The sequence below is a fragment of the Micromonospora sp. NPDC047527 genome, assembly GCF_040643015.1.
GTDB lineage: Bacteria > Actinomycetota > Actinomycetes > Mycobacteriales > Micromonosporaceae > Micromonospora.
In genome coordinates this window covers 18,104-35,460 of the sequence record NZ_JBEYTK010000013.1, presented here as the reverse complement: position 1 = coordinate 35,460, position 17,357 = coordinate 18,104, and the positions used below count along the sequence as shown (strand labels likewise).

Genomic DNA, 17,357 nt, shown 5'->3' with positions numbered 1-17,357 from the left:
CGGTGGGGGAGGAAGATGCGGAAGGTGCGGCGTCACGGGGACTTGGGGGGGAAGCAGCGCGGGAGGCGGTCGCGGTAGCGGCGGTGTCAGGGCTCGACCACGTGGCACCGGAGGACGATTCCGCCTCGGAGTCGCAGCCGGCCAGGGCCAAGGCCAGCAGTAGCGCCCCGATCGCCGTGCGTTTGGTGGAGAAAAGTCGGCAATGCTGCACGCGCGGAGTCTAGCGGCCCGGCTTTGCCGAAGCCCCTGCCGCCAGTGGCAGGCGAATCATCTGATGATCCAGAGCGGCGCGATGGCCAGGGTGGTCGCTCTGTCCAAATCCCATGGCATTCGCGCATAGATGACCTCGGATTGACTGTTGCAGACGTCACACGTGTGACCTACGCTCCGAGGAAGACTTTCGTAGCGATGGGCACAGTGCGGTCGGCGGCAGTCGTCCCCCGCCGCCCTTAGTGGCGTCGCTGTTTCCGTACTCGTCGCTCGATAGGCGCGTAGGTCCACTGTCGACGGCAAGTGAGAGGAACAGTACGTGAAGCCACCCGCAACCACTGCCCGAACGTCATTGCTGGCGCTCGCCGTGCTCGTCGCCGCCGCGTTCCCGGCTGTGCTGACTCACCCCACGCCCGCCTCCGCGGCAGTCCAGCAGACCTACTACGTCGCCCCCGACGGTAACGACGCCAACCCTGGCACGCTCCAGTCCCCGTTCCGGACTCTGCAACGCGCCCGGGACGTCGTCCGTACGGTGAACGCGAGCATGACCGGCGACATCAACGTGTTCCTTCGGGGCGGCACCTATCCGATCAGCAGCACCGTCGAGTTCGGTGCCGCCGACTCGGGCACCAACGGTTTCCGGGTCGTTTATGCCGCCTACGGCAACGAGAGGCCGGTCCTCGACGGCGGGGTCCAGGTGACGGGGTGGACCCAGCACAGCGGCAACATCTGGAAGGCACCGTTGGACCGTGCCAACAAGCTGCGGACGCTGTACGTCAACGACAAGCGCGCCTTCATGGCGTCGAAGACGATCAACTCGGCGGGGTGTTACGGGACGTACAACATCACTGCTGGACAGGCCGACTGGGCCTGGGAGTCGGGGTCGCAGTGTGATGGCGCCCGATACAGCTTGAGCGACTTTCCGGCCATCGCCCGCAACCAGGACGACATCGAGATCGAGACGGGGACGACCTGGACGACGGCCTTCGTGGGCGTCCGCCAGGTGACCACGAGTTCCGATGGCGGGAGCCGGGTCGCTCTGTTCCAGCAACCGGGTGCGGCGATCGCCCAGGGCGCGTTCAACGGCAACGCCCAGGTGGGCGGCACCCACAAGGTCATGAACGCCTACGAGTTCCTGGACGCGCCCGGCGAGTTCCACTTCGACAAGACCAGCCGAACCTTGTACTACTACAAGGCCAGCTCCGAGAACATGGCGACCGCCACGGTGTACGCGCCGAACAACGTGACCACCCTGCTGCGGGTCGCCGGCACCTCGACGAGCAACCACGCCCGCAACATCACGTTCTCCGGGCTGACGGTGCAGCACTCCGACTGGAACCTGGTCAACGTCGCGGGCTCGGCCTTCAAGCAGGCCCAGCAGGGCAACCTGAGCGCCTTCGCGTACGCGAAGGGCAACTTCCACGTCTACTACTACCGCAACGTCGACGTGACGCCCGGCATCGTCCAGGTGCAGAACGCCGACGGGATCCTGTTGCAGCGCAACCGGATCCAGCACACCGGTGCCGACGGCATCAGCATGGTCAACGACGTGCAGGGCACGCAGTTGATCGGGAACTACACCAACGACATCGCCGGCTCGGCCATCAGCGTGGGCCACCCCCAGCACGTCTTCATCGGCGACCACACCTCGACCAACCGCGAGAAGTACTCCGCGCAGGTCGAAGGGCTGCCCAAGAACATCGACATCAAGAACAACTACATCTATGACAGTGCGGTCCTGTTCAACGGGCACAGCCCCATCTCGGCGTACTTCGTCGACACCCTCACGATCCAGCGCAACCGGATCGAGAAGTCACCGTGGTCGGGCATCACCCTCGGGTGGGGCTGGTGGAACTTCGACGGCTCGTCGGGCTCGATCGCACCCAACCGGCCCACCACGACGGCGAAGAACAACACCATCAGCTACAACCACATCATCGACACGGTGCAGCGGCTCAGCGACACCGCCCCGATCTACACGCTGGGCGCGCAGCCGGGGACCACGATCACCAACAACTATCTCCAGGGTGTGCCGTCCGGCCACAAGTACGGCCTGCACCCGGACGAGGGCTCGGCGTACATCACCTTCCGCGACAACGTCCTGAGCGTGGACAAGAACATCACCTGGCTCATCAACTCAGACGACTTCGGGCGCAAGCACGACCTGAGCATCACGCAGAGCTACGGCCCGATCAACAAGGTCTCGAACAAGACCCTGCCCAACAGCACGATCCAGGACATCCTCGTCTCCTCCGACTACGTCTGGCCGGCGCCGGCCTACGGCATCGCCGTGAACTCCGGCCTTGAGGACTCCTACCGGGACGTCATTCCGGCCAGCAATCTCTCCCTACCGAACTACGTCCTGCCGGCGAGCACGGTGGTCAGCAGCGGGGCGTCGTCGATTCCGATCCGCAGCACCGGCGACGCCACCCGGACGCTCTGGCTGGCTCCCTCCGGCACGACGACCTTCGCCGCTGGGCCGACGATGACCAGCGCGGGCGGCACCGCCACGTCCATCGCCGTGCCGACGGCCCAGGGGGAGTACCGGCTCTACGTCGTCGACGCTCAGGGCAACCGGTCGGCCGAGTCGAGCTCGCTCGTCAGGCAGCCGGGCAGCGGCGGTGGCCAGCGCACCGGCCAGCTCGTGGGCGGCCAGTCCGGCCGCTGTGTCGAGGTGCCCAACGCGTCGACCACCAACGGCACCCAGACGCAGCTCTGGGACTGCGGCAGCGGCACCAACCAGCGGTGGACCTCCACCGCCAGCAAGCAACTGACCGTGTACGGCAACAAATGCCTGGACGCCTCCGGTGCGGGCACGGCCAACGGCACCGCGGTCATCATCTGGGACTGTCACGGCGGGCTCAACCAGCAGTGGAACGTCAACACCAACGGCACCGTCACGAACGCCCAGTCCGGGCTCTGCCTGGATGCCAACGGTGCCGCCAGCGCCAACGGTACGAAGATCATTCTCTGGTCGTGCAACGGTGGCGCGAACCAGCAGTGGAGCCTGCGCAGCTGACCCGTACCCCGGGGGCCGGTCCGACCAGGCCCGGCCCTCGGGGCGACCTCGACGCGGACGGTTCGCCGCGCGGACCCGAAACGAGACGTCAGCCCGTGTCGAAGTCGGTCGCGATATCGCTCAAGGCGATCCGGTTCGGCTGGCCGGTCTTCGTGATGAGGCTGGAGACGTGCCGCTCCACCGTGCGCGGCGACAGGTGTAGCCGCTCGGCGATCTCGCGGTTGCTCAGCCGGCCGGTGAGCAGTCGCAGCACCTCCCACTCGCGTACCGTCACGCCCGCTGCCCGTAGCTCAGGTGGGATCTCGGCGGCGCCGCGCCGACGTTGGGCGACCCGCGCGCCCGCCTGGCGCAGCAGCGTGCGGCACGCCCCGGCGACCGGCACAACGTTCGCCTGGTGGAAGTAGTCCTCGGCGGCACGCAGCCACTCCACGGGGGTGCCCCAGCCGTCGGCGAGCGCCGACTCGGCGACCAGCCGCAGGGCGAGGTGCCGCCCCATCGCGTACAGCGCGCCGACCTCCATCGCCTCGGCCACGGTGGCGGTCGCGGCGCCGTGCTGACCCGCGCGGCCGAGCAGGACCGCCTGGGCGAAGAGCGCGAACTGCCGGTCCCACCGCAGTTGGCTCGCCGGTGCGCCGACGATCGCCTCGTACGCCGGGAAGCTGACCTCGCCGGCCATCGCCCGCAACAGCAGTTGGAGGCCGAGCCGCCCGCCCAGGTGGAACACGGTCGGGTTGGTCTCCTCCGCCCGTACCGCCAGAGACAGTTCGTCCAACGCCCGCGGGCGGTCCTCCTCCAGCAGCGCGCAGAACGTGCCGGCCAGCCCGTGGACCCGCTGCGTGTGCAGGCTCTCGTCACCGCCCCAGCGTCGGAACTCGGCGAGCGCGTCCTGCATCTCCATCCGCCGGCCCTGGTGGGCGGCGAGCACCGCGCTGAGCAGCAGCACGTACTGGGTGGTCTCCATCAACTTCAGGCGGGTCGTCGCGGTGCGGACCTGGTCGATCAGGTCCTGTGCGGCCGGGTAGTCGCCGCGCATGATCAGGTGCAGTGCGATGCTCGCCTCGGCCTGCTGACGGGCGGTCACCGCCCCGACCCGCAGCGCCCGTTCTCGGGCCTGTTCCAGCCGGTCCAGCGCGCCGTGCAGCAACGCGTCGTCGTTGCCGAGCCGGATCAGCGCGTGGACCTCCCAGATCGGCAGGCCGTGCTCGGCCGCGATGGACCGGGCCTGCTCCAGGCAGCGGGTGGCCTCGGCCGGGTCGCGATGCCGGACGAGCGCGCCGAGCAACTGCCAGGCCTGACAGGCCACCACCGGCAGCGGCACTGCGGCGCCGACCGTGGCGGCCCGGCGGGCCAGGGTCTCGGCGACCTCCATCTGGCCCCGCCCCGGCGTGTCCAGGGCCAGGTGTGCGGCGACGATGTCGACCGGGGCTTCGTCCTCCGCAGCCGGGTCCGGGCCGAGCAGCTCACGGGCGATCTCCACCTGGGCCAGCGCGTCGGTCAGCTCCCCGGCCACCACCGCGGTCCAGGCCAGCCGGGTGTGCAGCCTGGCCTGCCGTCGAGCGGGGAGACCGGCCACCTGGTCCGGGCTGTTGACCAACTCCAGTGCCCGCCGGACCAGGCCAGCCTCGCCGAGGGCCTGTAGGAGCGTCTCCAGGGTGTCGGCGCGTGCCTCGGCCGGCCCGTCGGCCTGGAGCTCCCAGGCCCGGTCGAGCAGGGCGACGGCCGAGGTGGCGGCACCCTGCGCGAGGGCCCTCCGGCCGGCTTCGGCAAAGAGTCGACCGGCCAACAGGGCGTCGCCGGTCTCGACGCGCAGGGTGGCGGAGATCTGGCACCACTCACCCGGCAACTCCGGGTGGACCTTCGCGACGGCCTCGGCGACGGTGTGGGCCAACTCCCGCCGGTCGTCCGGCTCGACCAGGGCGAGTAGCGACTCGCGGGTGACGCGGTGCCGGAAGGTGTACCAGTCGGTCAACTGGTCGTCCGGCGCCACCAGTTGGGCGACGATGTCGCCGTGCAGATGGTTGAACAGGTCGCGGTCGCTGAGCCCGGTCGCCGCCTGCACCACGGCCACCGAGAAGCGTTGCCCGATCAGGGCGCCGCAGGCCAGCAGCTCCCGTGCCTGCGGGCTCAGCTTCTCGATCCGGTGCGCCATGCTTCTGGCGAAGGCGGCGGGCAGGGTGGCGGGCGCCTGCGGAGTGACGAGCCACCCCTCGGGACCGTGCCGGAGCAACCCGTTCTCCACCATCGCCGCGAGGATCTCCTCGATGAGGAACGGGTTGCCGCCGCTGCCGCCCCAGAGCAGCTCGGCCGCGGCCGTGGGAAGCTCGTCTGCCGCCACGCCGAGGCAGGCACCGGCCATGGCGCGCAGGTCCTCAGGCCCGAGCCCGCCCAACTCGATCACCGTGCAACGGCCCCGGCGGGCCGCTGCACGGGCGACGTCCAGCGCGGGGGAGTCGTCGGCCCGGATGACGCCGACCAGCAGGGTGGGCTGCTGGTCGAGGTTGTCGATCAGGTATTCGACCACCATGAGCGTCTCGGCGTCGGCGTCCTGGAGGTCGTCCAGGACCATCAGGCAACCGCGATCCTGGCCGGCGAGACCGGTCAGCCGGAGCACCGCCTCGGCCAGGATCACCACCGATCCGGTCTCCTGGTCGGCGAGGTTGGTGCCCCAGTCGGGCACCAACCGGCCGAGGATGGGGCCGTACGGGCCGAGCGCCGTGACGTCCACTGTGGCGGATCGGAGCAGGGAGAGCACCGCCTCGGTCAGCGGTCGCAGGGGCACCCCGGTGCCGAGTGCGCTGGCCCGCCCCCGCAGCAGACTCATCTCGGCGGTGTAGGCGGACTCGGCGACCGCCGCGGCGAGCCGCGACTTGCCGATGCCGGCCTCTCCGACGATGAAGACCGCGCCCCCGCGCCCGACGCGGGCAGCCTCGATCATGCCGCTCAGCACACCGAATTCCGCATCTCGGCCTACCAGGACGCGGGATCGTTGCACGGCGGCAACGATAGCGAGGCCGCCCAGCGATAACCAGGGTCAGTCGGCAGGTACACCGAGTCCGGCGAGATTACCGGCCGACCGGGCTGACCCTGCCCAGGGTCACAAAGCGAAGGTGGGGCAGCAGGTGGTCAGCGCGAGCGGGACGGAGGCGTCCACGGCGTCTCCGGCGTCACCTGCGACCAGGTGTCCGACCAGGAGACCCACCGGGATGGCCAGACCGGCCAGGGCCGCCGTACGCAGGCCGAAGGCCACCATCGGGCTGACCTTCGGCTCCCCGGCGGGGTGCGTCTCCTCAACGTGGTCGGTGTCGACAAGGTCGGTGTCGGCGAGGTCGGTGGTGAGCTGGTGAGACATCATTTTTCTTCTCTCCTCGGTGTGAAGGGGTTGGTGAGCGACAGCCAGCCGGGTCCGGTTGGCTGTGGGGTGGGTTCCAGGAGCAACGCGGACGGTATCCGCGCGGCCAGGGCGGAGCGCAGCAGCCCGTAGCCGATGCCGGCGAGCCCGGTCAACAGCCCCGGTGTGAGCACGCCGTCGGGTGTGCCGCAGTAGCGCGTCTGCCACTGCAGGGAGTTGAGGAGCAGGGTGGTCCGCTGCCGTAGCACGGCGGCTGCCGTAGCGCCGGCCGGCCCCGCGGCCAGCACGGTCAGCGCCTCGCCGACGCCGGACTCGCCGTGGCAGAGACTGAGGTCGCGGGACAGCGGCCGGTCGGCCAACCGCCGGACGAGGTGAGCCGGCGCGTCCGAGTCCGCGGTGGGGGAGGTGCCCGTGTCGTGCCGGCCGGCGAGGGCGAGGGCCAGGCCGGAGGTGCCGGCGCACCACCCGGACGAGCTGGTCGGGGTATGCCGGGCGTGCCGCAGAGCTTTCCGTGCCGCGTCCGCGTGCTGCGGGGAACCGCCGCCGGCGTCGACGAACCGGTGCAGGGCGTACGCGATGCCGGCCGTGCCCTCGGCGAAGCCGGCCGGGCTGGTGGGGTGATCGAACGCGGCCGTACCGGCCAGGTGGTCGGCGCAGGTCCGGGCCAGCGCCGCCGCCCGATCGAGGCCCAGCTCGGCGTGGATCGAGGTCATCGCGGCCAGGCAGCCGGCCTGGCCGGTGGCCCAGTCGTCGCTGGCGGAGCCGGCGACGGCGACCTCGGCGAGTTCGACCGCCGTGTCGACCCACCCGCCGATCTCCGGGTCGTCGAGCAGCACGGCCAGCCGAGCCAGCCCGTAGGCCACTCCGCCGAGGCCGTGCAGCCCACCACAACCGATCGCCGTGATCAGCTCCGGCCGATCCGAGAGCAGGCTCAGCAGCCCCGGCGTCGCGGCGACCGCCCGCCGGGCCACGTCGCCGTAGCGGGCCACGCCGCTGACCTGAGCGAGTTGGCCGAGGAAGAGCGCCACGCCGAGGTACCCGTTGGCGAGGCTGGCACCCATCGGGAGCAGCAGCCACTGCCGGTCGTCGACCAGCTCCAGGCCGAGCCAGTTCACCCGGTCCCGGCCCGGTGCGCCACGGGCGACGAGCTGGTCGGCGATCGCACAGGCTGCCGAGACCAGCCGTTCGGGTGGGGCGGCCGTGCCGTGCGACGGCCCTGGCATCGGCGCCGCGTCGCCATGCGCGCCGACCGGCCGGCGGGTGGCCAGGCTGGCCGTGATGACCCACTCCTGGTCCTGCCGGTCGGCCTCGCCGAGCCCGGCGATCCGGTCCAGTGCCGCGTCGACGCCGCTGCGGTACAGCGGCACCGCGGTCGGCTCCCCGTCGGCTGACAGCTGGTGGCTGTCGGCCCGGGCGTGGAAGTACGGCACGTCACCGCGCCACAGGGCCACGATCTCGTGGCGGGCGAACACCGGGTCGCCGGGCAGTGTCGTCCGGCCGCAGATCTGCCCGAGGAAGCGGTCCCGATCCAGGCCGTCGCGCAGCAGGCTCGGGTGGGTGGCCTCGTCGAGCAGCGTCCGGTAGGCCCAGGTGGGCCGTACGACGAGTCGCACCGTCATGGCCGACGACGCCTCGACCAGCTGGGCGAAGTCCCCGCGGTGCGCCTCGATCGCTTCGTAGCCGAGCCGGAAACCCTCCAGCATCGCCGCCTCGTGGTCCTCCGGATCGATCACGCGGTCGCCGAGCCGGGGCCGGTTCGAGGCACCGTCGAAGGTGGACGCGCGGCGTACCAGGCGCATCCGGTCGGTGCCCGGGTCCGCCCAGTCGATCTGACTGACCGGGCTCTGCCGGCCCTGGTCGCCGCCGCTGCCGGACAGGTCCATGATGCCCTGCTCGCCGACGACGATCAGCGGCAGCAACGCCGTCCGGTGCACCGAGGCGCTGAGCAGGTCGGCGGCGGGATCGCCGCTGTCCGTCGCGGGCCGCCACCGGGGGCTGAACAACGTCTCGACGTCGATGGCCACCGGGTCCTCGCCGCTGGCGATCACGTTCTCGTAGTGCAGATCGGTGGTGTTCAGCGCGTGGGCGAGCGCCAGCAGGGCGCCCTGACGTCGATAGAAGCGGTCCGCGCCGCCCGGGTCGGCCAGCGGTGCCGCGATCACGAACTCGGTCCAGCCGTACTCCGGGCGGACCAGGCATGCGGCGGTCCGCATGCCGACGGTGGGCACCACCCGGTTCATCCAGCCGACGAAGGCGGCCAGTCGGGCGTCGTGGCTGAGGTCTCGGGGCTTGTAGACCAGCCGCCGACCGTCGGCGAACCGGATCACGGTGGTGGTCCGGCCGGCCCGGTGCGGGTCACCCCGCCGGTCCTCGACTGCCACCAGCGGACCGGGGTCGGCACCGCCCAGGAGGTCGTCGACCAGGCAGTCCCGGTCGGCGGTGAACCGGGCGAGCAGCTCCAGCATCGCGTCGGTGGCGTGCGCGGTGGCCTGCCCGAGCAGCCGGGCCAGGACCGGAAGGTCGGTGAACAGCGCGGCCAGTCCCGCCGGGGTGCCGAGTTGGCCGACGAAGTCGACGAATCGGGCGCGACCGTCGGCACCTTGGAGCAGGCCGGCGGTCCTGCGGCGGTGCAGCTCCGCGACGAAGGTACGGGCGGCCAACGCGGCCAGTTGCCGTTCCAGGGTGGCCCCCAACGCGGCATCCAGCGCGCCCAGGTCGACGTGGGCGTCGGTCACCGGGCCGGCGTCCCGGCGGAAGCGAATCCTCGCCTGGTCGACCAACGGGCGCAACGGCAGGGCGAACGCCGTCCTCCAGTCCGATGGGACCGGCACCGACGGAGGCGGCGCGGCGGCGCGCACCGCGGACTCGATCAGGACCGCCCAGGACGGCGGGTCGACCCGCGTGGCGAGGTGCCCGTCCTCCTCGGCCATGCACGCGAGCAACCGGTCCTCATCGACGCCCAGCTCGCCCAGCCGGACGTCCAGATTCGGGCCGCGGTCGGCCCGCCACAGATCCAGCCGCTGCCGGGCGTGCCCGAGTCGCCCGGCGTCCACCGGGTCGGTGCCGCAGCTGGCGGCCACCCGCTCGTGCAGCGCCAGGCCACGCGCCCACCAGCTCCGGCTGAGTCGGTACGACTCGGCCGGAGCGAGGCTGGATGGGCCGTCGGCGTCCGTGGTGTTCATCGAATAGAGCGTGCCAAGCGACGGCGGGTAACTCATGCGTGGGATCCACCCAAATTCTTGTCGTCCCGGCTGGTCGCCGTGGCCCGCGCACCCTCCGGTCTCGTCATCCACGACGGCGGGTGGGCCCGCCCGGCTGCCCCGACCGGGTGCCGGGTGTCGGTGGTGTGGCGACATGACGCGGGTGCGGGGGCGACGGAACTTGGGTGCCCGGCACAGATGCGTCGGCGCATGACGGTGGTCGACTCTCCGACTGTTCGATGGGCTGACCCGATCGGAGCGACTGTGGAGTTTCGCGTACTGGGACCGGTGAGCGCCTGGCGCAACGGCGGTGAGGTCCCGTTGGACGGCGCCAAGCAGCGAACCGTCCTGGCCGTCCTGCTGCTCGCCCGAGGGCGAATCGTCTCCGACACCCGGCTCTGCCAGCTGCTGTGGGACGAGAACCCGCCCGCGACGTTCGCCGCCCAGCTCTACAACTACGTCTCCCGCCTGCGTAAATATCTCGGCGACGAGGTGGAGATCGTCCGGCAGTGGTCCGGGTACATGCTGCGGACGGGTGACAGCCAGCTCGACATCGACGAGTTCGAGCGGCTGGCCGGGTTGGGTCGGGCCGCGCTGCGCTCCGGTCGGTACGAGGAGGCCGCGCGGGAACTGCACGAGGCGCTGGCGCTGTGGAGCGGCGCGACGCTCGCCAACGTCACCGACTACCTCGTCGAGGCGGAGTCGCCCCGGATGACCGAGGTGCGGATGGCGGTCCTGGAGGATCGGATCACGGCCGACCTGATGCTGGGCCGGCAGGCCGAGCTGGTGGTGGAGCTGAGCGACCTGGTCGCCGCGCAGCCGCTGCACGAGCAACTGCGCAGCCACCTGATCACGGCGCTGCTGCGCTGTGACCGCCAAGCCGACGCGCTGGCCGTCTACCACGAGGGCCGGCGGGTGCTCGCCGACGAGTTGGGGGCCGATCCGGGTTCCGCCCTGGCCGAGGCGTACCAGAGGGTGCTGGCCGGCCCGAGGATGCCCGACGTCGCGGTCGCACCACGGGCCGGACCGGGCTGGCGCGACGTCCGACCGGCGATGCTGCCGCCCGGAGCGCAGGACTTCTGCGGCCGGGAGCAGGAACTGCGGGAGCTGGCCGGGCTGCTCACCGAGACGTCGCCGTCCGCTCCGCAGCGCACACTGCTGACCGGGATGGCCGGCGTCGGCAAGACGGCGCTGGCGCTGCGGGCCGCGCACCTGTGCCGCAGCGAGTTCCCGGACGGGCAGCTCTACGCCGACCTCGGCGGCACCCGGGGCAACGCCATCGACCCGGGCGACGTGCTGGGCTGGTTCCTCCGGAGCCTCGGCAATGCCGAGGAGGCCATTCCGAGGCGCCTCGACGAACGCGAGTACCTCTACCGCAGCCAGTTGGCCGGCCGCCGGGTGCTGGTGGTGCTCGACAACTCGGCCAACTATCCGCAGGTCCGCCCGCTGCTGCCCGGTGATCCATCCTGCCGGGTGATCCTGACCTGTCGGGGCCGCCTCTCCGAGTTGCCCGGTGCCACCCGCGTCGAGGTGGGCATCCTCGATCCGGAGCAGGCGCTGGAGCTGTTCGCCACGATCGTCGGCTCGCGGAGGGTGGCCGCCGAGCCCGGTGCCGCACACCGGATCGTGCAGTTGTGCGGGCGGCTCTCGATCGGCATCCGGGTGGCTGCGGCGCGTCTCATCGCCCGGCCGCACTGGTCATTGCGCTACCTCGCGCAGCGGCTGGCCGACGAACGGTTCCGTCTCAACGAACTGCGGCTGGGGACGCTGGACGTGCGGGCCCGGATCGAGGGCAGCTACCAGGAGCTGGAGGTCGAGAGCCAGGTCGCGCTGCGCCGGCTGGCCCTGCTGGACACGGCTGACTTCCCGATCGGGGCCGCCGCCCGGGTGCTCGGCGTGACGCCCCGGGTGGGGGAGGAGGTCGCCGAGGGCCTGGTCGACGCCCGACTGCTGGAGATCGCGGGCTCGGACGGCGGGCGGCGGCAGCGACACCGCTTCCACGACCTGGTGCGGGTCTTCGCGCGGGAGAAGGCCGACCCGGTGGACCACCGCGTGGTGACCGCCCGGTCGGCGATGTCCGCCTGACCGCGCCGGCATCTCCGCCGTGCGCCCGGCGGCCAGCGTATGGAGAAGATATAGCCGGTGCCGGCACGGTCAGCCAGTGACCATCCTGATCCCGCCCGAGTGCGCGACCAGCGCGCGGATCGATCTCGACCACGCCAGCGGGGACGAGATCGTCGCCCGGGTCCGGCCCGACCGGGACGACCCGGTCTTCGTCGGGCACTATCCCGGCTTCCCCCTGTTGCCCGGCGTCTACATCGTCGAGTACGTGCACCGCGCCGTCCTCGCGGCGACGCCGTCGGCGATTCTCGCCGAGCTGGTGTCCTGCCGGTTCCTCCGAACGATCGATCTCGACGACGAACTGGTCATCACCATCCGGTGTGACGGCGGGCTACGCCGGGGCGCGGTCGCCGTGTCCGGTGTGCCGGCCGCCGAGGTGGTGTTGCGCTATCAGGAAGGGAACGGCTGATGCTCGACCGCGACGACATTCGACGGCTCATCCCACACCGCCCACCGATGCTCCTGGTCGACCGGGTCAGCGAACTGGTACCCCGGCGCCGGCTGGTGGGCAGTTACACGGTGACCGGGCCCCGGCCGCTGCCTGCCGTGCTGCTGTTGGAGTCGTGGGGCCAGGCCGCGCTGGTCCTGATCAGGCACGACCGACCGATGCCCGACGTGCTGACCGACGGGGTGCCGATCGCGGGCGCCTTCGAGGGAATCCGTTTCGGCCGGCCGGTCCTGCCGGGTGAGACGGTCGAGCACCGGGTCGAGCTGATCCGACTGATCGCCGACACGGGCTTCGTCCGGGGCGAGAGCGTGGTCGGCGCCGAGGTGGTCATGCAGGTCGGTCGTCTGGTCGGCGCGGTGCGCCCGGCGGCCGCGCTTCGCCCCGCCGTCCTGGCCGGGGTCTCCGACGTCAAGGAGTCGACATGAGTGAAACCCGACGACCCGTCGCCCTGGTCAGTGGCGGATCCCGAGGGATCGGCCGGGCCGTGGTCCGGCAGCTCGCCGCAGACGGGTACGACGTGGCCTTCTGCTATCAGAGCAACCGGGAGGCCGCCGACAAGGTCTCCGCGGAGGTGCTGGAGACCGGTGCCCAGGTGCTGGCCCGGCAGGTGGACGTCGCCGATTCCGCGCAGGTGCGCGACTTCGTCACCGGGGTGGAGCGGGACCTGGGCGAGATCGCGGCCCTGGTGACCGTAGCCGGGATCATCCGCGACCGGCCGGTGGCGATGATGGCCGACGAGGACTGGCAGTCGGTGATCGACGTCAACCTCGGGGGTGTCTACAACGTGTGCCGGGCGGCGATCCGCCGGATGATGCGGCGTCGTGGTGGCGCCATCGTCACGGTCTCCTCGGTGGCCGGCATGACCGGCAGCCCGGGCCAGACGAACTACTCGGCCTCGAAGGCCGGCATCATCGGCTTCACCAAGGCGCTGGCGAAGGAGGTCGGCCCGTACGGGATCCGGGTCAACACCGTGGCGCCGGGCTTCATCGAGACGGACATGCTGAACGACCTGCCTGCCGGGCTGGCCGTGGGCGTCCAGCAGCGGACCGCTCTCGGCCGGCTCGGCCAGGCGGAGGAGGTCGCCCCGGTGGTGACGTTCCTGCTGTCGGAGCGGGCCTCCTACCTGACCGGGCAGGTCGTCACGGTTGACGGTGGTCTGACGTTCTGACCCGCTGTGCCGCGAGCCGGGCCCGCATGGCCTCCAGGCGGACCTGGCTCGCCTGCGTCCGGGCGCGGTGCGCGGTGATCCGCAGATAGGCCGTGCCGAGCAACCTGGTGAGCAGGTCGACCCGGCGGGCGTCCGCCCCAACGATGATCTTCACTCGGTTGCGCCGGACCCCGTGCAGGATGATCCGGGCGGCCTGATCGGCCGAGGTCGTCGCCTCCCGGGCGTAGCGCTCCCGGACCCCGCCATAGCCGAGCCCCTTCGAGGCCCGGGCGTTGCTGAAGATCTCGGTGCGTACCGTGCCCGGGTAGACGCAGCTGACCCGCACCGGCACGTCGCCGACCCGCATCTCCTGCAACACCGCCTCGGTGAAACCCCGCACGGCGAACTTGGCCGCGTTGTACGCGCTCTGCGCCGGCGCCGCGGTCAACCCGTACATGCTGGAGATGTTCACCAGGTGGCCCCGGGAGGCGACGAGCAGCGGCAGGAACGCCTGGGTGCCGTGCACCACGCCCCAGAAGTCGACGTCCAGCACCCACCGCATGTCTTCCCACCTGGCCTCGGTGATCGAGGCCAGCAGGGTCACCCCGGCGTTGTTGATCACCAGGTCGGCACCGCCGAAGTCGGCGCGTACCTCCTTGGCGTGGGCCTGCACGGCCGACCTGTCGGTGACGTCGAGTCGGTAGGTGCGGACCTCGGCTCCCCGTTCGGCGCAGATCGCGGCGGTCCGTGCCAGGCCCTCCTCCGCCGCGTCGGAGAGGGCGAGACGGGCGCCCTGCGCGGCCAGCTCGACCGCCAACGCCCGCCCGATGCCCGAACCGGCACCGGTGACGACCGCGACCTTGCCTCGGAATTCCTTCATGCGCGCTCCCTCGGAAATCGGCATGCCCGCCTGCGGCGACACACTTCCGCCGTACGGTCCGTGGCCGGACTATCTCTTCTCCATACCGGGTGCGATGTAGAGAAGTTATGAGAGCCCCGCCGAACACTGCCTCCGGACGGTGCCACCAGGACGCCGACCAGGCGTGGCGCGGAGGAGGCGATGGCACAGATGACAGGTGCGGCAATCACCGGGCTCGGGGCGTACCGGCCGAGCAGACTGATCACCAACGAGGAGATCTCCGAGGAAGCCGGCGTGACTCCGGAGTGGATCGAGGAGCGGACCGGCATCCGATCGCGCTACCGGTCCGGGCCGGAGGAATCCGTGGTGATGATGGCCGCCGAGGCCGGCGGCAAGGCGCTGGCCATGGCCAACGTCGACCCGTCCGAGGTGGACCTGGTCATCCTCGCCTCGGCGACGAAGAAGGACCGCATTCCGGGCGGGGCGCCCGAGGTGGCCAGCCGGATCGGCATCACCGCCACCGGGGCGTTCGACCTGAACGCCGCCTGCGCCGGCTTCGCCTACTCGATCGGAATCGCGGCCAACGAGATCCGCATGGGCGGCGCCCGCAACGTGCTGGTCGTCGGGGCGGAACAACTGAGCCGCTTCATCGACCCGGAGGACCCGGCGACGTACGTCATCTTCGGTGACGGCGCGGGTGCCGCGGTGGTCTCTCCCGCGGAGGTCGACGGGATCAGCCCGACCGTGTGGGGCAGCGACGGCTCGCGGTCCGACATCCTCGGCACCAAGTGGGACGCCAACGGCCGCGAGTTCGCCAAGATGGACGGCCCCCTGGTCTACCGCTGGTCTACCAAGAACGTGCCGAGGGTGGCCCGCAAGGTGTGCGCCTTCGCCGGCATCGAGCTGTCGGACATCGACTGGTTCGTGCCGCACCAGGCGAACCTGCGCATCGTCGACCAGTTGGCCGAGATCCTCCAGATCCCGGACGAGAAGGTCGCCAAGGACATCGTCGACACCGGCAACACCTCGGCCGCGTCGGTTCCGCTGGCGCTCAGCCGGCTGTACGAGAGCGGTCGGACCACCCCCGGCGATCGCGTGATGCTCCTGGGTTTCGGGGCGGGACTCGCCTACGCCGGCCAGATCATCCGGATGCCCTGACCACTTTCGATCACGACCTCTTCCTACGAAAGGACAAGCACCATGACGACGACCGTTAACCAGGTGTCCCTCGACGTTGTTGCGCTCACCCGCAAGCTGATGACCGACGACGTCGACCGGGAGATCAACGCCGGCGACACCTTCGTCGACCTCGGGCTGGACAGCCTCAAGCTCGTCGACCTGCTCGCCGCCGTGGAGAACCACTTCGACTTCGAGGTGCCGGACGAGAAGGTCGGCAGCTTCGCCAAGGTCCAGGACCTCACCGACTTCGTCCTCTCCGCACGGTCTGCGGTGTGACCGAGGACGTCCGGGAGTTGTCGGTCGGGCAGCGGGCGCTGTGGCTGGTCCACCGGCTGGCCCCGGACAGCCCGGCCAGCAACGTGGTGCACGGGCTGCACGTCGAACCTGCGCTCGACCCCGACCTGGTACGCCGGGCGGTGGCGGCGGTGCGATCGCGCCACGACCTGCTCCGGTCCCGGTTCGTGCAGACCGATCAGGGGCCGGTGCGGGTCGTCGATCCCGACCTCGGGTGCGAGGTCGAGGTCCACGATGTTCCCGACCTGGACGACGATGGGCTGTTGCGCCGCTGCCAGGAGTTCGGCGACCGGCCGCTCCGGCTCGAGCGGGACGGTCCGATGCGGATGGCGCTGCTGCGGCGGCGTACCGACTGCGTGCTGGTGGTCGTCATTCACCACATCGCCACCGACTTCCACTCGCAGCGGATCGTCTGGCAGGAGTTGGACGCCGCGTACGGGGCGTTGCAGGCGGGGCGGCCGGTGGAGTTGCCGCAGGTCTCCGGCAGCTACGACGACTTTCTGTCCCGGGAGCGGGCGGCGCTGGCCGGCGAGCGCGGCGAGCGGCTGCGCGCGTACTGGGATCGGGTCTGCGACGGTGCCACGGCGGCCACCCTGCCGACCGACCGGCCCCGTCCGCCGGTGCGTTCGTTTCGCGGCGGCGCGTTCAGCCAGGAACTCCCGGACGACCTCGCCGCCCGGCTGCGGGAGACCGCGGCGGCGGCCGGGGTGACGCCGTACGCCGTCGTTCTCGCCGCGTTCCAGGCGACGATGTACCGCTACACCGGTCTGGGGGAGTTCACCGTCGGTTGTCCGGCGTCGCTTCGGCGGGGACGGGCGCTGCGCGGCGTGGTCGGCATGTTGATCAACACGATCGCGTTGCGGGGGTCGTTCGACGCGGGCACCACGTTCGCCACGGCGATCACCGCGGCCGGCCGACAGTTGACCGACGCCGTGGCCCACGCCGCCTACCCGTTCCCGCTGCTCAGATCGGGTCGGCGTAACCAGGCGCCGCCGGTGCGGGTGACCGTCACCCTGCTGGCTCACCAGCACGGCGACAACTACACCAGCCAGCGGCACGCGTTCGCCGGGCACCAGATCCGGCTGCTGGACATCCCGTACGACGAGGGGCAGTTCGACCTGTCGGTGACCCTCACCCAGTATCAGGACGGCCGGCTCCAGGCGGAGTTCGGCTACGACACCGACCTGTTCGACGAGGCGACAGTGCGGCGGCTGGCCGGGCACTTCCTCCAGATGCTGCGGGTGGCCTGCACGACGCCGGAGGCGGTGGTGTCCCTGGCGCCGATGGTCGACCAGGCGGAGCTGCGCGCTCTGCTGGCGCTCGGCACCTCATAGACCGGTGCGGCGTGGCCCCCGTGGCGCCTCTGGTGCCACCGGGACGGTGTGCCCGCCGTACGGGCCGGATCCGGCCGGCGCGACCCCCGTCGCCGGCCGGGTCCAGGCCCGGCGCTGACCGCCCGAGCACCGGTATAGGGCCGGTATAGCGCCGGTTGACAACGTCGTGGCGTTGGTAGATCACTCGTGGAGGGAGG

The 17,357-nt window shown here is 71.1% G+C and carries 12 protein-coding genes; 8 read left to right on the top strand and 4 right to left on the bottom strand.

What is annotated here, in order from left to right:
- Positions 1-529: 529 nt before the first annotated feature.
- Complete coding sequence (locus ABZ808_RS29920; protein WP_357012740.1) at positions 530-3,229, top strand: ricin-type beta-trefoil lectin domain protein; 2,700 nt, start codon at positions 530-532, stop codon at positions 3,227-3,229.
- Positions 3,230-3,317: 88 nt separating this feature from the next.
- On the opposite strand, the gene ABZ808_RS29915 is transcribed toward ABZ808_RS29920, so the two are convergent.
- The 3 genes from ABZ808_RS29915 to ABZ808_RS29905 form a co-directional block, all read right to left on the bottom strand.
- Entirely contained in the window at positions 3,318-6,221 is a 2,904-nt protein-coding gene (locus tag ABZ808_RS29915) for an AAA family ATPase (protein WP_357012738.1), read from the bottom strand.
- Positions 6,222-6,323: 102 nt separating this feature from the next.
- Positions 6,324-6,578: a hypothetical protein gene (locus ABZ808_RS29910; protein WP_357012737.1), complete on the bottom strand. Its 255-nt coding sequence runs from the start codon at positions 6,576-6,578 to the stop codon at positions 6,324-6,326.
- Entirely contained in the window at positions 6,578-9,760 is a 3,183-nt protein-coding gene (locus tag ABZ808_RS29905; protein WP_357012735.1) for a type 2 lanthipeptide synthetase LanM family protein, read from the bottom strand. The genes ABZ808_RS29910 and ABZ808_RS29905 overlap by 1 nt, the downstream gene beginning before the upstream one ends.
- A gap of 282 nt (positions 9,761-10,042) precedes the next feature.
- Here ABZ808_RS29905 and ABZ808_RS29900 point away from each other — a divergent pair, with 282 nt between their 5' ends.
- The 4 genes from ABZ808_RS29900 to fabG all read left to right on the top strand — a co-directional run bounded on the left by ABZ808_RS29900 (position 10,043) and on the right by fabG (position 13,515).
- The gene (locus ABZ808_RS29900) at positions 10,043-11,863 is read left to right on the top strand and encodes a BTAD domain-containing putative transcriptional regulator (RefSeq protein WP_357012734.1); all 1,821 of its coding nucleotides are present in this window, start codon (positions 10,043-10,045) and stop codon (positions 11,861-11,863) included.
- Between the two features lie 76 nt (positions 11,864-11,939).
- Positions 11,940-12,308, top strand: a complete 369-nt coding sequence (locus tag ABZ808_RS29895) for a hypothetical protein (RefSeq protein ID WP_357012732.1) — start codon at positions 11,940-11,942, stop codon at positions 12,306-12,308.
- Positions 12,308-12,772 carry a beta-hydroxyacyl-ACP dehydratase gene (locus ABZ808_RS29890; protein ID WP_357012731.1) on the top strand — a complete coding sequence of 155 codons (465 nt, stop codon included), beginning with the start codon at positions 12,308-12,310 and terminating at the stop codon, positions 12,770-12,772. Before ABZ808_RS29895 ends, ABZ808_RS29890 begins: the two co-directional genes overlap by 1 nt.
- Entirely contained in the window at positions 12,769-13,515 is a 747-nt protein-coding gene (fabG, locus tag ABZ808_RS29885) for a 3-oxoacyl-ACP reductase FabG (RefSeq protein ID WP_357012729.1), read from the top strand. The genes ABZ808_RS29890 and fabG overlap by 4 nt, the downstream gene beginning before the upstream one ends.
- On the opposite strand, the gene ABZ808_RS29880 is transcribed toward fabG, so the two are convergent.
- A complete protein-coding gene (locus ABZ808_RS29880) occupies positions 13,487-14,374 on the bottom strand; it encodes an SDR family NAD(P)-dependent oxidoreductase (RefSeq protein ID WP_357012728.1) in 888 nt (295 codons plus the stop codon). The genes fabG and ABZ808_RS29880 overlap by 29 nt on opposite strands.
- A gap of 180 nt (positions 14,375-14,554) precedes the next feature.
- Between ABZ808_RS29880 and ABZ808_RS29875 the strand changes: the two genes are divergently transcribed.
- From ABZ808_RS29875 to ABZ808_RS29865, 3 genes are read left to right on the top strand one after another with little or no spacing between them, the layout of a single operon-like run.
- Positions 14,555-15,511, top strand: a complete 957-nt coding sequence (locus ABZ808_RS29875) for a beta-ketoacyl-ACP synthase III (RefSeq protein ID WP_357012727.1) — start codon at positions 14,555-14,557, stop codon at positions 15,509-15,511.
- A gap of 42 nt (positions 15,512-15,553) precedes the next feature.
- The gene (locus ABZ808_RS29870; protein ID WP_357012726.1) at positions 15,554-15,808 is read left to right on the top strand and encodes an acyl carrier protein; all 255 of its coding nucleotides are present in this window, start codon (positions 15,554-15,556) and stop codon (positions 15,806-15,808) included.
- Positions 15,805-17,160: a condensation domain-containing protein gene (locus tag ABZ808_RS29865; RefSeq protein ID WP_357012725.1), complete on the top strand. Its 1,356-nt coding sequence runs from the start codon at positions 15,805-15,807 to the stop codon at positions 17,158-17,160. Before ABZ808_RS29870 ends, ABZ808_RS29865 begins: the two co-directional genes overlap by 4 nt.
- The last annotated feature ends 197 nt before the right edge of the window (positions 17,161-17,357 follow it).

What these genes read in the sequence shown, in the direction of transcription:
- ABZ808_RS29875 (WP_357012727.1), top strand. Translation starts at nt 14,555, where the DNA reads ATGGCACAGATGACAGGTGCGGCAATCACCGGGCTCGGGGCGTACCGG.
- ABZ808_RS29905 (WP_357012735.1), bottom strand. Translation starts at nt 9,760, where the DNA reads ATGAACACCACGGACGCCGACGGCCCATCCAGCCTCGCTCCGGCCGAG.
- ABZ808_RS29880 (WP_357012728.1), bottom strand. Translation starts at nt 14,374, where the DNA reads ATGAAGGAATTCCGAGGCAAGGTCGCGGTCGTCACCGGTGCCGGTTCG.
- ABZ808_RS29890 (WP_357012731.1), top strand. Translation starts at nt 12,308, where the DNA reads ATGCTCGACCGCGACGACATTCGACGGCTCATCCCACACCGCCCACCG.
- ABZ808_RS29870 (WP_357012726.1), top strand. Translation starts at nt 15,554, where the DNA reads ATGACGACGACCGTTAACCAGGTGTCCCTCGACGTTGTTGCGCTCACC.
- ABZ808_RS29910 (WP_357012737.1), bottom strand. Translation starts at nt 6,578, where the DNA reads ATGTCTCACCAGCTCACCACCGACCTCGCCGACACCGACCTTGTCGAC.
- fabG (WP_357012729.1), top strand. Translation starts at nt 12,769, where the DNA reads ATGAGTGAAACCCGACGACCCGTCGCCCTGGTCAGTGGCGGATCCCGA.